Origin of the sequence: Qipengyuania algicola (assembly GCF_042492175.1) — a bacterium.
Taxonomy (GTDB): Bacteria; Pseudomonadota; Alphaproteobacteria; order Sphingomonadales; family Sphingomonadaceae; genus CAJXSN01.
This window is the reverse complement of sequence record NZ_CP170453.1, coordinates 1,522,845-1,538,267: the sequence shown is the minus strand read 5'-3', so window position 1 is coordinate 1,538,267 and position 15,423 is coordinate 1,522,845. Positions and strand designations below refer to the sequence as shown.

Sequence of the window (15,423 nt, the reverse complement as noted above, 5' to 3'; positions counted from 1 at the left end):
AAGGGGAACCATGCCACAACATCCGGCTCTGTTTACCTAGCGTAACTGTGAGGGAGAAACGCATATGGCGGGTATCGACAAGACAATAGCGAGCCTTGGGCCGGTCATGCAGCTGGCTTTTGTGCCCACAGATTTCGATGCGGCGATCAAGCATTGGACGACTGTGATGGGGGTCGGGCCGTTCTTCCTGATGGAGAATATCCGGCTGGACGACATGAAATGTATGGGCGAGCCCACCGATGCCGTTTTCACGCTTGCCCTCGCCTATTGGGGCGACATGCAGATCGAGCTGATCCGGCCCGAAAACGACGCGCCCTCGCACCTGTCGGGCGAATATGGCGTGCGCGACCGGCTCCACCATACGTGCCTGCTGCTTGACGATATTCAGGATGCCTATGCCGCCTGCGAGAAACATGGCGCAAAGATTCTGGTCGAGGGCAAGGTCGGGGATGAGGGCGCAGTGATCTATGCCGATCCCGGCGGCGGCCCCGGCCATGTCGTCGAGATGCTGCAAACCCAGCCGGGCACGCACGAGCTGTTCGCAATGATCAAGCAGGCTGGCGTCGATTGGGACGGCAGCGATCCGGTGAGGAAATTGGGTTAGCTCCGCGCCCAACTTTGGGCGGGAACTTCCATCATCAACTGTTTGCGCCGAGATACCCTAGCTGGCCCGCCTTGAAGATCGCCTGTGCGCGGTTGACCGCGTTCAGCTTCTCGCCTGCGCGGTGGATGTGATAGCGGATGGTCGCATGGCTCCGCTCCAGGATCATGGAGACTTCCATATCCGTCTTGCCGACCGCAGCCCAGCGCAGACACTCGACTTCGCGCTTCGACAACACGCAATCGGTGGGGATGCGCCGCTGACGCCGCATCGCCTGAACATATCCGGCGATAAAGCGCCGCGTTGCGAGTGCGAGGATTTCACCATGCTCCTCGAACGGCTTCGACAAATCGGTCTGGTCCGGGTCGAGCGGGATGAAGCTGTTCGCGCTGATCTGGGCGAAGGGCAGATGCACCGGCACAACAATCGCCGCCTTGCAGAGTGAGTTTTTCTCGAACCCGCGCAGATCGATCTCGTCGAGATAGCTGTTGGGCCAGAGACCGTGGAAGCCCTCGGCATTGACCCAGAAAGGCTCGCTCTCATAGCGGCAGGCGCGCGGTAGCGGCGAATGCAGAGCAAGGCGGTGATCTTCCCACCACCGGCGCCCTTCCTCGACCCAGCCGAACACATCGCCATTGATGACCGTGCCCTCGGCATCGACCATCGGTTCCTTGGAAGAAATGTCGTCGCAAGTCGCGACCTGCAGCCCGCGCTCCTGAGCCAATTCGTGCAGAGCCTCGGCAGCGCCGTGAATATCCTCTGCACATCCCACCGTCACCGATTCGACGATTTCATCGACCGTGAGCGCCCTGACGACGGGCCGGAGAATCTTTGTTGCAGCTCCCATTGGCACAGGTGTGCGCCAATTCTGCCGTTACGGCAATGGGCTTTCGACAGAGTCCCGTTTTGGGCCGACCGACAGTTCGCCACGTCTGACCGAAGGTTAATGCACTATCGTTGCTATCAAAGGCCTAGAACGGTCTTCGCGATGATGTTTTTCTGCACCTCGTCCGATCCGCCAAAGATCGTCGCAGCGCGGTTGTTGAGATATTTGCCCATCGCAACCTGCGCCAATTCGCTGCCCACTGGCTCGGGTGCCTCATTGCCATAAAGCGGGCGCTCGAGCGGCAATTGCAAGGCGTCGTAGCCGAGAATTTCGAGCCGCAAAGTGTCGATGCTTTGCCCGATATTGGAGCCGAGCAGCTTGCACAAAGATGTTTGCGGGCCGGGCGAGCGCCCTTTCGCCAGCTCGGCGAGAATACGCAGCTCGGTCACTTCCAGCGCCTCTGCATCCAGACGCACGCGCGAAATCCTGTCACGCAGCCGCGCGTCATGGCCCAGCGCCCCGTTGACGCCCGATGGTTGCTGGTCGGCCAGCTTTTCCAGCTCGTCGATATTCTTCAACAGACGCGGCGCATAGCAGGAACCGCCGCGCTCGTTCTCCAGCAGATATTTGGCAATCGTCCAGCCCTGGCCCTCTTCCCCAATGCGGTTGTCGACCGAGGTCCGGGCATTGTCGAAGAACACCTGGTTGACTTCGTGGTCGCCCGACATGGACAGGATCGGAGCAACTTCCACCCCATCCTGATCCATCGGCAGCAGCAGGAAGGTGATCCCCGCCTGCTTCTTCACGTCAGGATTGGTCCGCACCAGCGCGAAAATCCAGTCCGCATGATGCGCGTGCGTGGTCCAGATTTTGGAGCCATTGACGATGTATTCATCGCCCTCCAACCGCGCCGATGTTTTGAGCGACGCCAGATCGGAACCGCTGCCCGGTTCGGAATAGCCCTGACACCAGTAATCTTCGCCGGACAGGATGCCGGGAAGGAAGCGATCCTTCTGCTCCTGAGTACCGAAGGCGCAGATCACCGGGCCGACCAACCGCAGCCCGAGGATCGAAATGCCCGGTGCGCCGGCAAGTGCGCATTCCTTTTCGAAGATGAATTTCTGCGTCGGGGTCCATCCTGTCCCGCCGTCCTCTTTCGGCCAGTGGTAAGCGACCCAGCCCTGCTCATACAGGATCCGGTGCCATTCCATCCCGATGTCCGGCTCCACAAACACGCCGGGCGTCTGCTTCGCGCCGACGCGCAAATGGTCAGGCAGCTTGGCGCTGAGAAATTCACGTACTTCCTCGCGGAAGGCCTGATCCTCGGGCGAAAATTCCATATCCATCGGCTTATTCCCTAACCCCGCGTTTCATCCCGCCCATCATCTCACCGATCCTCTCGCGCATCATCTCTCATGGCCCATTTGATGGAGCGGCGCAGCATGTCGTAGTAAACGTCGTAATTCCACGCGCACATCTCCTTGTGCGGGTAGAAATCCTGCATCCCCGGCAGGTCATAATGGCCCCGGCAATGGCCCAGCGCATTATAGACGATGCGGCCGCCGCCCATGTCGCGGGTGTACAGCACCGGCACCGTGGCATTGTCCCACTTGTCCTCGACAAAGCCGGTTGCCTCGCCATCGAATGTGGTCTGCATCAGAATGTCGATGGGCGCTGTCGTGTTCGACAGATACAGCTCGTCGGTAATTTCGAAATCATCGATGCCCTTGGTCAGCTCGTGATCTTTGTTCACCACTTCGATGGGGAACTGGCCGATGGGCGGATGCGCTTTGAACTGGGTGCCGACGATTTCCATGAAATCGGGCCGGTCATCCGGCGCATCGACAAGGCCTTCCTCGGTAAAGACCAGGATGGAGTTGGTGCCATGCAGCGCGAGCCATTTGCCGCCGCCTTCAACAAAAGCACGCAGTTGTTTCGCCTGCTCCTCGCTCGGCACCAGATCGCACGTATAGGTGATCAGGAACCGGCAATTATTCAGCCGCTCCAACCCGGAATAATCCGCCGCCACAGTGGTGCGGATATGCGGATGCTCCATCAGCAGCTTGAGGATTTCCAGCCGCGCATAATCGATGTCGTGATATTTGCCCGCTGCGACGAAATGCGCATCGATGCGGGTGGCTGGCTGGCTGCTGTGTTGTTCGCCCATCGGCTTAACTCCTGATCGATCCGCCGCCATCGACGGTAAAGTCGACACCGGTGGTGAAACTGGCATCGTCGCTGGCGAGGAACACCACGGCTTTAGCCACTTCGTCCGGCTCGCCAATACGGTTCATGGGATGGGTCGCTGCGAAATTGGTCTCGATATTCTCGGGCGTATCCATCCCGGAATATTTGTAGCGGTCATACATCGGCGTGCGGATCGCGCCGGGATGGACCATGTTGGCCCGCACCGGCACGCCGCGTTCGGCGCAGTCCAGCGCGATGGACCGGGTCAGCCCGACCAGCCCGGCTTTCGAGGCACTATAGGCCGCGACAAACGCTGCGGGACGAATAGCGATCATCGAACCAATATTGACGATGGCGCAAGGTTCGCCGGTCTTCTCCATCGCGGGCAATGCTGCGCGGCAGCCATAAAACGGGCCGACCAAATTGATGTCGATGGTCCGCTGCCAGCTATCGAGATCGACATCGACGACATTGCCGGGCTCCGAAATACCGGCGATATTGCACAGCACGGTCAGCTTGCCGAATGTCTCGACTGTGGCCTCGACTGCTGCGTGCCACTGGTCCAGCTCGCGCACATCCAGCTCGAACGCCTCAGCACTCTCGCCCAGTTCCTCGGCCAGAGCCTTCGCCTTGTCGATCTGCACGTCGCACAGCATCACGCTGCCGCCTTCGGCCACGATCATGCGGCCGACTGTGGCCCCGATTCCCTCTGCCCCGCCCGTTACCAGCGCGACCTTACCCGTCATGCGGCCCATAGTGTTTCCTATCGTTCCAATATCGCGACGGCGCTCAGGCCCGGCGCGCCGTACACATGGCTGTAGCCGACTTTCGGACCTTTCCCGTCGGGTCCGGCGACCTGCCGTTCCCCGCCGCGTCCGCGCAATTGCTCGACATTCTCGTAAACCTGCCGGAGGCCCGATGCGCCGACCGGTTCCCCGCAAGCGAGGCAGCCGCCATCCGTGTTGACCGGCAGCTTGCCGTTGCGGGCCGTCCATCCATTGGCGAGCCATTCCTCCTGCTCACCATCCTTGCAGAAGCCGTTTTCGGCCATGTGCATGATTTCCGCGCCGCTCTCGGTGTCCTGCAGCTGCGCCACATGGACGTCTTCCGGGCCTATCCCGGCCTTCTCGAATGCAGCCTGTGAAGCAAGGACAGTAGGCTTGCCGCCTTCCTCGATGCTGACCCCGGCCTGAAACACTTCGAAGCTGTTCGGCGGGCGGGTTCTTACAGAGATGTTGGCGATTTTCACCCCGTCCGCGCCCAGCTCCTTCATCTTCTTTTCCGAAGCGAGGATCAGCGCGACGCCGCCTTCAGCCGGGGCGCAGAACATATATTTGGTCAGCGGATCGTTGATCATCGGCGCATTCAGGATCGTCTCCAGATCGATCTCGCTGCGCCGCCACGCATGGGGCGTGACCGCGCCGTTCTGGAAGGCCTTCTGCGCCACCAGACCCAGCGTTTTCCGGCTGATCCCGTGCTGCTGCATGTAGCGCTGGATTTTAAGAGCGAAGAACTGCGTGGTCAGCATCATGCCCGTCTGGCCATACCATTCGGGCAGGCCGTATTCGGCAGGCTTCGCGTTGAACGCCCCGCGCGGATGCTTGTCGAAACCGACCGCGAGCGCGAGGTCATACATCCCGCTGGCAATCGCCTGCTGCGCACTGGCGAGCGCGCTTCCCCCAGTGGCGCAGCCATTGGCGACATTGGTGAAAGGCAGGCTGGTCAGGCCCAGCTCGTTGACCATGATGTCTGCACTGCCCGCCGCTGCCGAGCCGCCATAGGCCGTCTCGATATCGGGCCATTCCAGCCCGGCATCGGCCAGGGCCTGACGCACGGCATACACGCCCTGCTCGCGGCCCGAACGTTCCTCGGTCCGGCCAAACGGATGGATTCCTGCGCCGATGATATAGACATTCTCGCTCATGCGTCTGATCCTTCGGCAGTGCCTGTCGGCCGGAATGCGTAGGTGGTGTGCTGGCTGTTGAAGGGCATGATGCAGAATTCGACCGGAAGCCCGAGCGACAGATCTTCCAGCTTCGCCCCGACGATCCGGCTTTCCACGATCACTTCGCCCGGCAGCTCGACATAGCCGAGCAGAAACGGTTCGAAATCGGGCGGCCCCTCGCCCTCGCCTGTGCCCGGCCCTTCATAGGGCTCCTTGGGCAGGAACCCTTGCGTGGTCCACGACCACAATTTGCCATGGCGCGACAGCTTGTAAGGTTCGACGTCCCTGGCTGCATCGCCCATCGGCATCGGGAAGACGATCTCGCCCGAAGGCAGCTTGCCGCCCATCAGATGGGGCTGGTCATCGGTGCTCCACAAGTCGGGATCGATCGGGGTCAGTGCGCTCAATGGATGCCTCCTCAGGCCGCTTGTGCATAATCGACGAGAGCCGTGTCCGCGTCCCCGAACAGCGTGTTCAGCACCAGAACGCGCTTCATGGCGTGGCCGATGGACAATTCGTCCGTCACGCCCATCCCGCCGTGCATCTGCACTGCCTCGCGCGCGACGTGATCTGCCTGAATGCCGACATAGGCCTTCGCGCCAGCCGCAGCCTTGCACCAGGCAGCATGGTCGGCGCGGTCGCCCATAGCCGCGCGCAGCAGCATGGACCGCGCCTGCTCTATCCGGGCATAGCAATCGACCAGCCGGTGCTGCAGAGCCTGAAAACTGCCAATGGCAACGCCAAATTGCTCGCGCTCTTTGACATAGGCCACTGTGTCATCCAGCAGACGCTGGCCAAGGCCGAGCATTTCCGCAGCAGCCAGCAGGCGCGCATCATCAACAATGCGGGCAAGCGCTGCGTCATCGCAGTCCAGCCGGATGGCCGCAGCGCGGGTCAGCTTCAATTCGCAGGCCATCGATCCATCGGCAATGCGGTAGCGGCGGCGTTCGCAGCCCTCCGCGTCCGCATCGACCACAAACAGCGTCGTCGCGCCATCGAGTAGCGCTGAAACGATGAACAGATCGGCCCGCGCACCGCCAAGCACAGCGGTTTTCTCACCTGTCAGGGTGAAGTCATCACCTGTCCCGCTGGCTTTCATATGCGCGGCGGCCAAATTGAAGCGCTGGCCCCGCTCGGCCAAAGCGCAGGCGGCCAACCGCTCTCCGGAAATGACACTCTCCAGCTCCTCCTCACGCCCGGCCTCGGCCAGAATGCGCGCAGGCAATACTCCGTTTTCGAGCCAGGGATCAGGCGAATTGCCGCGCCCCAGAGCTTCCGCGATCACGACCAGATCGAGCGATGAGCCGCCCATGCCGCCCACCGCTTCAGGCGCAGCCAGGGCAATCAGGCCCAATTCTGCAAGGCCCTGCCACCGTGCGGGATCATAGCCACCGTCCAGCGCACGCAATGTGCGCCGCCACTCGGTATCGACCGGCTGGGTGAAGCGCTCAACCGCCGCCTTGTAGAGCTCCTGCTCTTCGGAAAGATCGAAATTCATGGCTCAGGCAGCGTCCGCTCGCTGAAACTTGATCGGCAATTTGGTGATGCCGCGCAGCAGGATGTTGGGGAGGACCGTAATCCCGCTCTCATCATCCACTTCGAAATGGTCCAGCCGCTCCAGCAATTCGTCGAACGCGACCAGCATTTCCTTGCGGCTCAGCATGTTACCCACACACATATGCGGACCCTTGCCAAAGGCGAGGTGCGCGCGCGCATTCTTGCGCTCGATATCGAACTTGTCGGGGTTCTCGAACTTGGCCGGATCGCGATTGGCGGCGGCATAGCGAAGCTGCAGCATGCTGCCTTGCTTCAGCTCGACGCCGCCCAGTTCGGTATCCTTCGTAACCACGCGCCACATGCCGGCGGTCGGCGTTTCGTAACGCAGTGCTTCCTCCACCAGATTGCCGATCAGCTTGGGATCGCGTCCGCCGGCAGCGGCTTTCGCTTTTTCCATCTGTTCGGGATTGCGGATCAGTTGGAGCAGTCCGCCTGCAATGGTGGACGTCGTCGTCTCGTTACCGGCGACCATGAATTGCTGCATGATCGACATGATTTCCTCGTCGGTCAGCGGAGTCTCGCCCTCGACCCGCGCCTCGACCAGATCGGTCAGCAGATCGTCCCCGCCATTGGCGCGGCGCTCGTCGATCTTGGTCTTCATGTATTTCTGGTACTGCACGAAGCTGCGCGCGCATTCGAGCTGCCGTTCACGCCCGACCATCTGGCTGAACCGGTCGACCGCAGCATCGGACCAATATTTTACCTGCTTGGGATCGTTGTCGAGACCGATCTGCTGGGCAATCATCGCCACCGGCAAGGGGATGGCAAATTCTTCGACGAACTCCGCTTTGCCCTTGTCGGCCATCTTCTCGATCAGCTCGATCGACTTGGTCCGCATGTCTTCCTCGATCGCGTTGACGCGCGGGGCGGAGAAGGCGAGATTGACGAGCTTGCGATTGCGGGTGTGGACCGGATGATCGGCGGTGAGCAGCGTCGCAGGATTGTCCCAGCCGTCCTTCAATATCTCCTGAATTTCTTCGTCTTCCGCGCCCATCATCCCGGCGAAGTCGTTGGAAAACTCTTCCGGTCGGCCGGTAGCTTCGCTGCAGAGCGCGTAATCGAACACAACATGTGTGTTCATTTCGGGGAATTGCCGCATTTTCACGCCGTCGTCGAACATTTGACGGTAATAGTCGAACGGGTCTGTCAGGACTTCGGGCGCGAAGAATGTGGCGGGGTCGACGGGCTTGTTCACGAAACGGCACTCCAGAGTTCAATTGCCGGGACTCTGCCCGCCCGTGCCGCCAAGAGCGATACGTGAAATTGTTAGGCGGCTTGCCTCAACCGTCGCCCGGAGCACCCATGCCGAATTCGCGGGCCATCTCGGCGCTGTCGAAATAGTCGCGCCATGCGGAAATCAGACCATCGCTGTCGACCTCGAACGTGCCCATCACACGGACAGCTGCCACCTTGCCACTGTTCATCATGAACCGGTCGGTCCGTTCGGTCAGAACGACACCGCCATTGGCCGCGATATGGTGGGTCTCCCAGTCGCAATGGTTCACATCGGCCATGAAGCCGTTGATGACCGCCATGATCGCGGCCTTGCCTGTGACCGGCTCCATCGGAATATTGTGGTAGACGGCATCGTCGGTAAACACCCCCTCCATCGCCGCAAAGTCGCCGTTGTTCCACATGGCGATGAAGGCTTCGACGGTCTCGGTCGGGGTCATGGTTTTTCTCCAACGAATTTAAGCGCATTGGCCAGCATCTTGCGGACATGCGGGTTGCGGTATGTGACCGGGCTATCCCCGAACTGCAGATAGACCAGCGGAGCGTTGGCAACCTGCTTGTGCCACGCGACCAGATTGCTGCCGGGCGGATGGTCCCAGCCTTCATTGGAGTACATCGTGCCCGAAATGCCCAGCGCCGCGGAATAGAAATTGTCGCGCGTAAACGCGTAGTCGGAGCGGACGAGCGGCTCGACATCGGCTTCGAAAATTTCCGCCAGATACAGCTCGTCGCACACCGGGAAGCTGTCAGGCAGGCCCTCTGTCACCGGATGCCGCGCCACGACCTGCGCGTTGTACTCCACATCATGGCGATAGCCGGAATCGAGCACTTTTTTCCCGCGTACTTCGCCGGGCGTATAGAGGAAGCGGCCGCCCAGCATCTCATGCCATTCGGGCCAGTCGGCCCAGCCGGCCAGCGCGTGGTGCATGGCCACCGCGCCGCGACCGCTCTCGAAACGCTCGACAATTGCGCGGCGGAACCCTTCGGACGGCGGACGGGACGTGACCCAATTATCGGCGAAAGTGTAGCCGCCCATATCGTAGAACAGCACAGCGTCGGCATCCCGTGCTGCCCCGCCCGCAACGGCCTCCTCCGCTTCCGGATGAAGCAGGTGTGTCACATCCCAATCGCCCAGATTGTTGATCAGCTCATCAAAGGGCTCTGCCTCGTAGGGATGCCCCCAGGACAGGACAAGAAGACTGCCGGTCACCGGGCTAAGCCAGTTTCAGGATCATCTTGCCCTGATTGGTCCCGGCAAACAGGCGCATGAAGCTGTCGTAAGTGCCCTCGATGCCTTCATCGACATGCTCTTCGATGGTCAGCTTACCGGCTGCAGCCCATTCGCCCATTGTGGCTGCGCCTTCGCCGAAACGTTCGACATAGTCAGCCACCAGCAGCCCGCGGATATGGGCGCGGTTGACGATCAGCTGCCATAGATTGCGTGCGCCAACGGGCGGCTTGTTGTACTCGCTGATCAGGCCGCACAGGCCGATCCGGGCGTAGAGATTGAGGTTCATAAGGCCTGCATCAAGAATGATGCCGCCAACGTTCTCGAAGATCACATCGACGCCGCCTGGCGCTGCTTCGGCGATGGCCTTGGTCAGCGCTTCCTCGTCCTTGCCCTTGTAATCAATCGCTGCATCGAAGCCGTATTTCTCGGTCAACTTTGCGCATTTCTCCGGCCCGCCAGCGATGCCGACAGCGCGGCATCCTTTGATCTTGGCCAATTGGCCGACCAGCGAACCCACCGCGCCCGCCGCGCCTGTCACCAGAACGGTCTCGCCTTCCTTCGGCTCGCACACTTCGAGGAAACCGAAATAGGCGGTCATCCCGACCGCGCCGAAGATCGACAGATAGTTGGTCACGCTGGGCACCAGCGAAGGGTCGATCGGCTGGGTAAAGCCGCCCACTTCGCCGACCGAATATTCCTCGATCGCGTTCAGACCCATGACCCACTGGCCCTTCTCGAACCCTTCCGCCTTGCTTTCCTCGACCACGCCGATGGTGGAGGCCCGCATGGCATCGCCAAGCGGAACGGGCGGCATGTAATTGCCCCCTGCATCCATCCAGCCGCGCATCGCCGGATCGAGTGACGCGTAGTGGTTGCGGATCAGAAACTGGCCATCCGCCAGTTCCGGATTCGGCTGGGTGACCAGCTCGAAATCTTGTTCGACAGGCTCGCCATCAGGGCGGCGCTGAAGTAGGAAACGGCGATTGTCAGGCATGGATATTTGAACTCCAAAGAGAGGCCGCTCGCCCTGAGCCTGCCGAAGGGTTGTCCTGCTTTTTTGCCCGACAGCAAAAGAAGAGAGCAATCCTTCGACAAGCTCAGGATGAGCGGGAAAAGGGGCCGGTGTGTTGTTGCGCTAAGCCGCCGCGATCCGCACCGGAATGGCGCTCTGCAACGCCTGTCCGGTGATCGGATCGTAATCGACCTCGTCACTTGTCAGCCGGTTGGTCGAGCCGCCCATTTCGCGGACATTGTGCTTGCCCGCTTCGGAATCACCGAAGGCATGCGCCATGGAAATCAGCCCACGCCGCACGCGGTCACTGGGCTTTGCCACGCCGTGGATGCTGGAATGAGCACTGCTGATCTCGACAATATCCCCCTCTGCGATCCCCTTCGCCTCCATATCCTCAGGATGGATATAGGCCGGGTTGGTGGTGACCTTCTTGCCGAGGTTCTTGAGCGGCTGGCCAATCGAGTTGAACCGCCCTTTTGAACGACGCGAGATCAGGCGGAAATCGAAACCGGCAGCGCGCGCTTCGTCGGCTCCGTATTTCTCCAGCTGCTTGGGCATATCGCCAGCATTGAGGTTGAACCGGCGCTGCTCCTCTTGCTCGTCGGCAGATTCCACGATTGGGTGCAGATCGTCATAGACCACAGCCGAACCTCCAGCAGCACGCGCATCTTCGCGCACCTTGCTGGGCGGGACCAGACAGCCAGCGGTCATCAGATCGAGGAATTCCTGCTTGCTGGGGCATTCGTCCATCGGCACCGGACCGCCGGGCAGCTTCATCTCGACGCCCAGATGCTTGCCAATGTGCCACATCATTTCGAACTCATCGATGGTGTCGCCGGGCGCGTCGGTCACCGCTTCGGTATAGCGGGCATAGGCTTTCTCGTGCCACCATTCCGACAGGTTGGTGATATCCTCACGCTCCAGACATTGCTTGGGCGCAAGGATAACATCGGCACGTTTCGCGCTGGCCGACATCCATGGATCGATCTGCACGAACAGCTCCAGATCATCGAGCGCGCGGCGCATTTTGAGCTGGTTTGGGAAGCCGACTTCGGGATTGCCGCCCACAGAGATCAGCGCGCGGATTTGCCCTTCGCCGGGAGTGAGAATCTCATCCGCCATAATGTTGCAGGGCATTTCGAACAGCAATTGGCCAAGACCGCGGAAACGCGATTTTGCCATGCCTTCTGCGCCAAACATAGGCGCGGGCGGGGCAACCTGCGCGCGCTTGGGCGACTGGGCGGTAAACACACCCGGCACGCTGCATTTCTCGCCTTCCTGCTTGAACCGCGCGCATACGGTGTTGAGGCAGGTGACCAGATATTCGGTCAGCGTGCCGTTCCCCGCCATTTCCGGACCTGTGCCGGTGACAGCGCAGCCCTTGGACCCGCCAGCAAACATCCGTGCGGCGGCGATTAGCTGGTCCTTCTCCACACCCGCACGCTCGGCCGCGACATCGGGCGGGAACGCTTCGACCGCCTTCATCAATTGCTCCATCCCGTCGATATGGGCAGCAGCGAAATTGCGATCGTACAGCTCTTCGTTGAAAATTACATTGAGCATACCGGCCAGTAGCGCAGGATCCTCGCCCGGCTTCACGGGCAGATGAATATCGGCGAGCTGGCCCACCTCCGCGAGACGCGGGTCGGCCACGATCACTTTCATGCCCTCTTTCTTCCGGTCCCTAATCCGTTTGGAAGGGCTGAACGGCGGCACGCCGCCCACAGGCGAATAATGCGAGACGATCGGGTTGTTGCCAATGAACAGCGCAACGTCGGCTTCGGAGAAATTGTTCGATCCGCCCATCCACTTGCCATAGCGTTCGGTGGTGAACACCTTCGCAGGCTGGTCCAGCGTCACAGAGGTGAAGAAGTGTTTGGTTCCGATCGCCTGCGCCAGGCTCATCGTGGCCATCATCGCAGAGCTGTTTTGATAACCGCCAGAGCCCATGAACAGCGCGATGGAATCAGGGCCGTGCTCGTCGATCAGGCGGCGTATTTCGCTGCTGACATGCGCCAGCGCCTCGGGCATCGGCGTTTCCCGGCGAACCCCGTCGTCACCGCGCACCAGACTGTGGTGCAGGCGGTCTTCGGAATTGTGGCTATCGGGCAGTTCGCGGCCCTTTTTGCAGGTGTAGCCGCCATATTCCGGATCATCCGGGTCGCCGCGAACGGAAAGAACTTTCCCGTCCTCCACATCGACCAGCATAGCGCAATTGGCATGGCAAAAACGGCAGAAAGTCTTGTGTGTCTGGATACCCATCGTCTCGGTCCTCTTTTGATTGTCGCTGAATTACCAGAGAAGCAGGGCCGCACCGACTGACACTTTTGCCCGTGGTGTGCCGGCGCGCTCCCCACGATTAGGGCAGCCACACAGATCATCCCATCTGAAGGAGACTTCCCCATGACCACGACATCGCGCCAATGGCTGCTGAACGATCACCCTCGCGGACGGGGCATCGAAGATGGCGACTTCAAGCTGGTCGAGACAGAGATCGGCGATCCGAGCGAAGGGCAGATGCTGCTCAAAACGCATTACCTCGGCTTCGATCCGGCGATGAAGGGCTGGATGGAGAACATCGCGGACTACGTCGCGCCAATGAATATCGGCGATGTCATGCGCGGCAGTGCCATTCTCGAAGTGGTGGAAAGCAATGGCGGCAAATTTGCCAAGGGCGACATGGTTTTCGGCAGCAATATCTGGACCGAATATTGCCTGCATGACGGCGAGGGACTGTTCAAAGTCGATACCGACCTGCCACCGACGGCGCATCTCTCGGTCTTGGGCACCACCGGCATGACGGCCTATTGCGGGCTGTTCAAAGTGGGCAAGCCGGTGGCAGGTGATACCGTTCTGGTCTCGGGCGCTGCCGGCGCGACCGGCTCTGTGGTCGGGCAATTGGCGAAAGTCGCCGGGTGCCGCGCCGTTGGTATCGCGGGCGGACCGGACAAGTGCAAATGGCTGGTCGAAGAAGGCGGCTATGACGCGGCAATCGATTACAAGGCCGACGATGTGAAAGCCCAGATCAAGCAGCATTGCCCGCGCGGTGTCGATGTCATCTTCGACAATGTCGGCGGTGCGATCCTTGACGATATGCTGGCCAATATCGCCACCGGAGCACGGGTGGTCGTGTGCGGCGGGATCAGCCGGTACGAAAGCGGCGGCACACCCACTGGCCCGGGCAATTATTTCAACCTGATCTTCCGCCGCGCGAGCATGGCCGGCTTTATCGTAATCGATTGGATGGCGGAGTTTCCAGCCATCCGTAAGCGGATCGAAAGCTTCGTGCAGGACGGCAAGCTGACCTATCAGGAAGACATTCAGGAAGGCTTCGAAAACGCGCCAGAGACATTGAAGCGGCTTTTCACCGGGAAGAACCGCGGAAAGCAGATGTTGAAGCTCTAAAGCGAGCTAGGCCGGGGGCAAATCCTCCGGCCTGTTCACATTGGCGAGCGGCGGATCGATGACGACCGACCGCGCCTTCACATGCTCGGCGAATCCATAAAGCGCGCGGCCTCCGTCAGCGATAAACCCGTCCAGCGGCACGGTCAGCCCGGATGGCCATAACCCGATCACAGGCTGGCTTTCGGCAATGGATGCGCGGGCGCGATCGCCCGAAAGAAGCTGCGCAAGATTGCCCGGCAGGTTCGGCACATCGCAACCGGCACTGAGCACTGCATCATACCCCTGCGACGCAGCATGATGCAGTGCAGCGGCAAGCCCGCCTAGCGGACCGATGCCGGGTCCTGGTCGGTCGGGCAGACAGGTGAACGCATGGTCTACCCGGCCACACACGACAAGCGCCGCGCATTGCGGGGCGAGCGCATCCGCGACAAGGTCAATCAGCCTGCGACCCTCAAGCAATGCCTCAGCCTTGTCGCTCCCGAACCGGCGCGATTGCCCACCGGCCAACACCGCCCCCAGCAGCTTCATACGTGGCTATTCAAACTTCTCGGTCGGCTTGCCTTCGCTGCCATAGACAGGGCCTTCCGCATCGACGCGGTATTTCTTGCTGACCGCATTTTCGATCCCGAAGCTGCCCATATGGGCCAGCATTCCGGCATATTCCTTGTTCGCAAAGTGATGGGCCAGCGCTTCCTCGCTTTCCCATTCCTCGAACACATTGACGCGGGTCGGATTGTTCAGATCCGCACTCCAGTCATAATGGATGCAGCCGTCCTGCGACAATGCGCCGTCAATAAAGGGCTGCGCAGTTCGCAGCGCCTCGTCGCGCTTCTCGGCAGGCAGGTCGACCTGCGCGGAAATTACGATTTTCGCCATGTTCAATCAGCCTCAAGAGTTAGTTTTTGGGAGGTGTGTATTCGGCAACGATCTTGAAGATGCGGCTAGTAAACAGCCATTGCCCGCCGCGCCTTTCCAGCTTGTCTTCATAAAGCCCGCCGACGACGCGCGTATCGCCATCCTTTGGGTTGAGAATTTCCTGCGTCTGCACCCGAGAGGTGGCGGTATCGCCATCGATTTCGCAAGACGCCATGGCGCCGGTGAAACTGACCGATTCCAGCCCGCTCATCGCCTGCGTCCAGAAACCGACAATCGCTTCCTTGCCGTTCGTCTCATGGCCCATCAGGTTCCAGTGGGCATCATCGGCCCACACAGAACCCCACGTATCGGCGTCAATCCGCACCACGCCATCGCCATAGGTATCATTCAGTTCGCGTATTGCGATGCGGTCTTCCAGCGGTCCAGTGAACATGCAGGCTCTCCTCTTATGGTGTCGCTATCGGCCAGCAGGCGGGGCAGCGACAATGGTCACTTTTGGCAAGAGCGCCTTTGCCCTGCGCAGCCTACGGTGGTCGCCACAATGAGATAA

Annotated in this window: 17 protein-coding genes; 2 read left to right on the top strand and 15 right to left on the bottom strand. The window is 60.6% G+C overall.

What is annotated here, in order from left to right:
* Positions 1–64: 64 nt before the first annotated feature.
* Positions 65–604 (top strand): VOC family protein, encoded by a 540-nt coding sequence (locus ACFCW2_RS07390; protein ID WP_379545304.1) that lies wholly within the window; start codon positions 65–67, stop codon positions 602–604.
* 34 nt (positions 605–638) lie between these two features.
* Here the strand turns inward: ACFCW2_RS07390 and ACFCW2_RS07385 are convergent, their stop codons facing one another.
* From ACFCW2_RS07385 to ACFCW2_RS07330, 12 genes are all read right to left on the bottom strand, one after another.
* On the bottom strand, positions 639–1,448 hold the full coding sequence (locus ACFCW2_RS07385; RefSeq protein WP_379545303.1) for a helix-turn-helix transcriptional regulator: 810 nt from the start codon (positions 1,446–1,448) through the stop codon (positions 639–641).
* Positions 1,449–1,564: 116 nt separating this feature from the next.
* Positions 1,565–2,773, bottom strand: a complete 1,209-nt coding sequence (locus ACFCW2_RS07380; RefSeq protein WP_379545301.1) for an acyl-CoA dehydrogenase family protein — start codon at positions 2,771–2,773, stop codon at positions 1,565–1,567.
* 41 nt (positions 2,774–2,814) lie between these two features.
* Complete coding sequence (locus tag ACFCW2_RS07375) at positions 2,815–3,594, bottom strand: ThuA domain-containing protein (RefSeq protein ID WP_379545299.1); 780 nt, start codon at positions 3,592–3,594, stop codon at positions 2,815–2,817.
* A gap of 4 nt (positions 3,595–3,598) precedes the next feature.
* Positions 3,599–4,369, bottom strand: a complete 771-nt coding sequence (locus ACFCW2_RS07370; protein ID WP_379545298.1) for an SDR family NAD(P)-dependent oxidoreductase — start codon at positions 4,367–4,369, stop codon at positions 3,599–3,601.
* Positions 4,370–4,377: 8 nt separating this feature from the next.
* Positions 4,378–5,538: a thiolase family protein gene (locus ACFCW2_RS07365; protein ID WP_379545296.1), complete on the bottom strand. Its 1,161-nt coding sequence runs from the start codon at positions 5,536–5,538 to the stop codon at positions 4,378–4,380.
* On the bottom strand, positions 5,535–5,966 hold the full coding sequence (locus ACFCW2_RS07360) for a Zn-ribbon domain-containing OB-fold protein (protein WP_379545295.1): 432 nt from the start codon (positions 5,964–5,966) through the stop codon (positions 5,535–5,537). The genes ACFCW2_RS07365 and ACFCW2_RS07360 overlap by 4 nt, the downstream gene beginning before the upstream one ends.
* An 11-nt stretch (positions 5,967–5,977) precedes the next feature.
* A complete protein-coding gene (locus ACFCW2_RS07355; RefSeq protein WP_379545293.1) occupies positions 5,978–7,057 on the bottom strand; it encodes an acyl-CoA dehydrogenase family protein in 1,080 nt (359 codons plus the stop codon).
* Between the two features lie 3 nt (positions 7,058–7,060).
* Positions 7,061–8,311, bottom strand: a complete 1,251-nt coding sequence (locus tag ACFCW2_RS07350) for a cytochrome P450 (RefSeq protein ID WP_379545291.1) — start codon at positions 8,309–8,311, stop codon at positions 7,061–7,063.
* Between the two features lie 85 nt (positions 8,312–8,396).
* Positions 8,397–8,789: a limonene-1,2-epoxide hydrolase family protein gene (locus tag ACFCW2_RS07345; RefSeq protein WP_379545290.1), complete on the bottom strand. Its 393-nt coding sequence runs from the start codon at positions 8,787–8,789 to the stop codon at positions 8,397–8,399.
* A complete protein-coding gene (locus ACFCW2_RS07340; protein ID WP_379545289.1) occupies positions 8,786–9,559 on the bottom strand; it encodes a ThuA domain-containing protein in 774 nt (257 codons plus the stop codon). Before ACFCW2_RS07340 ends, ACFCW2_RS07345 begins: the two co-directional genes overlap by 4 nt.
* A gap of 4 nt (positions 9,560–9,563) precedes the next feature.
* Positions 9,564–10,574, bottom strand: a complete 1,011-nt coding sequence (locus ACFCW2_RS07335) for an NADP-dependent oxidoreductase (RefSeq protein ID WP_379545288.1) — start codon at positions 10,572–10,574, stop codon at positions 9,564–9,566.
* Between the two features lie 141 nt (positions 10,575–10,715).
* Positions 10,716–12,854 carry a molybdopterin-containing oxidoreductase family protein gene (locus ACFCW2_RS07330; protein ID WP_379545287.1) on the bottom strand — a complete coding sequence of 713 codons (2,139 nt, stop codon included), beginning with the start codon at positions 12,852–12,854 and terminating at the stop codon, positions 10,716–10,718.
* Positions 12,855–12,995: 141 nt separating this feature from the next.
* Between ACFCW2_RS07330 and ACFCW2_RS07325 the strand changes: the two genes are divergently transcribed.
* Positions 12,996–13,997 carry an NADP-dependent oxidoreductase gene (locus ACFCW2_RS07325; RefSeq protein ID WP_379545286.1) on the top strand — a complete coding sequence of 334 codons (1,002 nt, stop codon included), beginning with the start codon at positions 12,996–12,998 and terminating at the stop codon, positions 13,995–13,997.
* A gap of 6 nt (positions 13,998–14,003) precedes the next feature.
* On the opposite strand, the gene mobA is transcribed toward ACFCW2_RS07325, so the two are convergent.
* The 3 genes from mobA to ACFCW2_RS07310 are packed head-to-tail and all read right to left on the bottom strand — an operon-like array spanning position 14,004 to position 15,306.
* Complete coding sequence (mobA, locus tag ACFCW2_RS07320) at positions 14,004–14,525, bottom strand: molybdenum cofactor guanylyltransferase (RefSeq protein ID WP_379545284.1); 522 nt, start codon at positions 14,523–14,525, stop codon at positions 14,004–14,006.
* 6 nt (positions 14,526–14,531) lie between these two features.
* Positions 14,532–14,873 carry a putative quinol monooxygenase gene (locus ACFCW2_RS07315; protein ID WP_379545283.1) on the bottom strand — a complete coding sequence of 114 codons (342 nt, stop codon included), beginning with the start codon at positions 14,871–14,873 and terminating at the stop codon, positions 14,532–14,534.
* A gap of 19 nt (positions 14,874–14,892) precedes the next feature.
* Positions 14,893–15,306 (bottom strand): nuclear transport factor 2 family protein, encoded by a 414-nt coding sequence (locus ACFCW2_RS07310; protein WP_379545282.1) that lies wholly within the window; start codon positions 15,304–15,306, stop codon positions 14,893–14,895.
* Positions 15,307–15,423 lie beyond the last annotated feature (117 nt).